1 protein-coding gene is annotated in these 365 nt (G+C 35.1%); it reads right to left on the bottom strand.

Features of this window, described 5'->3' with window-relative positions:
- Nucleotides 1-234, bottom strand: a 234-nt coding sequence (locus FC77_RS07755; protein WP_201780930.1) for a transposase, incomplete at its 3' end; no start/stop codon positions are given.
- Between the last annotated feature and the right edge of the window lie 131 nt (nucleotides 235-365).

Genomic DNA, 365 nt, shown 5'->3' with positions numbered 1-365 from the left:
TGGCACCTGGATTTCAATTTTGCCAAACTGCGTATCCACCTTGCGAAAGTAGGCACCATTTCTAGAATTGCCGGTATTCCAGCCGTCTCTAGCATAAGGATTATAACCTAAAAAGGCAGTTAATTCAGTTTCTAACAAGTCATTAACTGCTTGCTGGAGTTCTTTGCGCAATAAAGCGTTTATTTTGTCTTGATTGAATAGAGCTTGAGCAATATTTTTGGTAAAATCATTCATGAAGGAGTTCTTCTTTCTGTATGTGTTTTTGTGTTCAAATCAATCATACGAGAAAGGAACTCCTTTTTCTAATATTTTAAGAAATTAATTTAAGGAGTCCTTCATCCTTACACAAAATATTTTACAGTCTC

It is taken from the genome of Lactobacillus acetotolerans DSM 20749 = JCM 3825, from assembly GCF_001436775.1.
Lineage (GTDB): Bacteria > Bacillota > Bacilli > Lactobacillales > Lactobacillaceae > Lactobacillus > Lactobacillus acetotolerans.
Note: the sequence above shows the minus strand (reverse complement) of the source record. Positions and strands in the feature narration are given on the sequence as shown.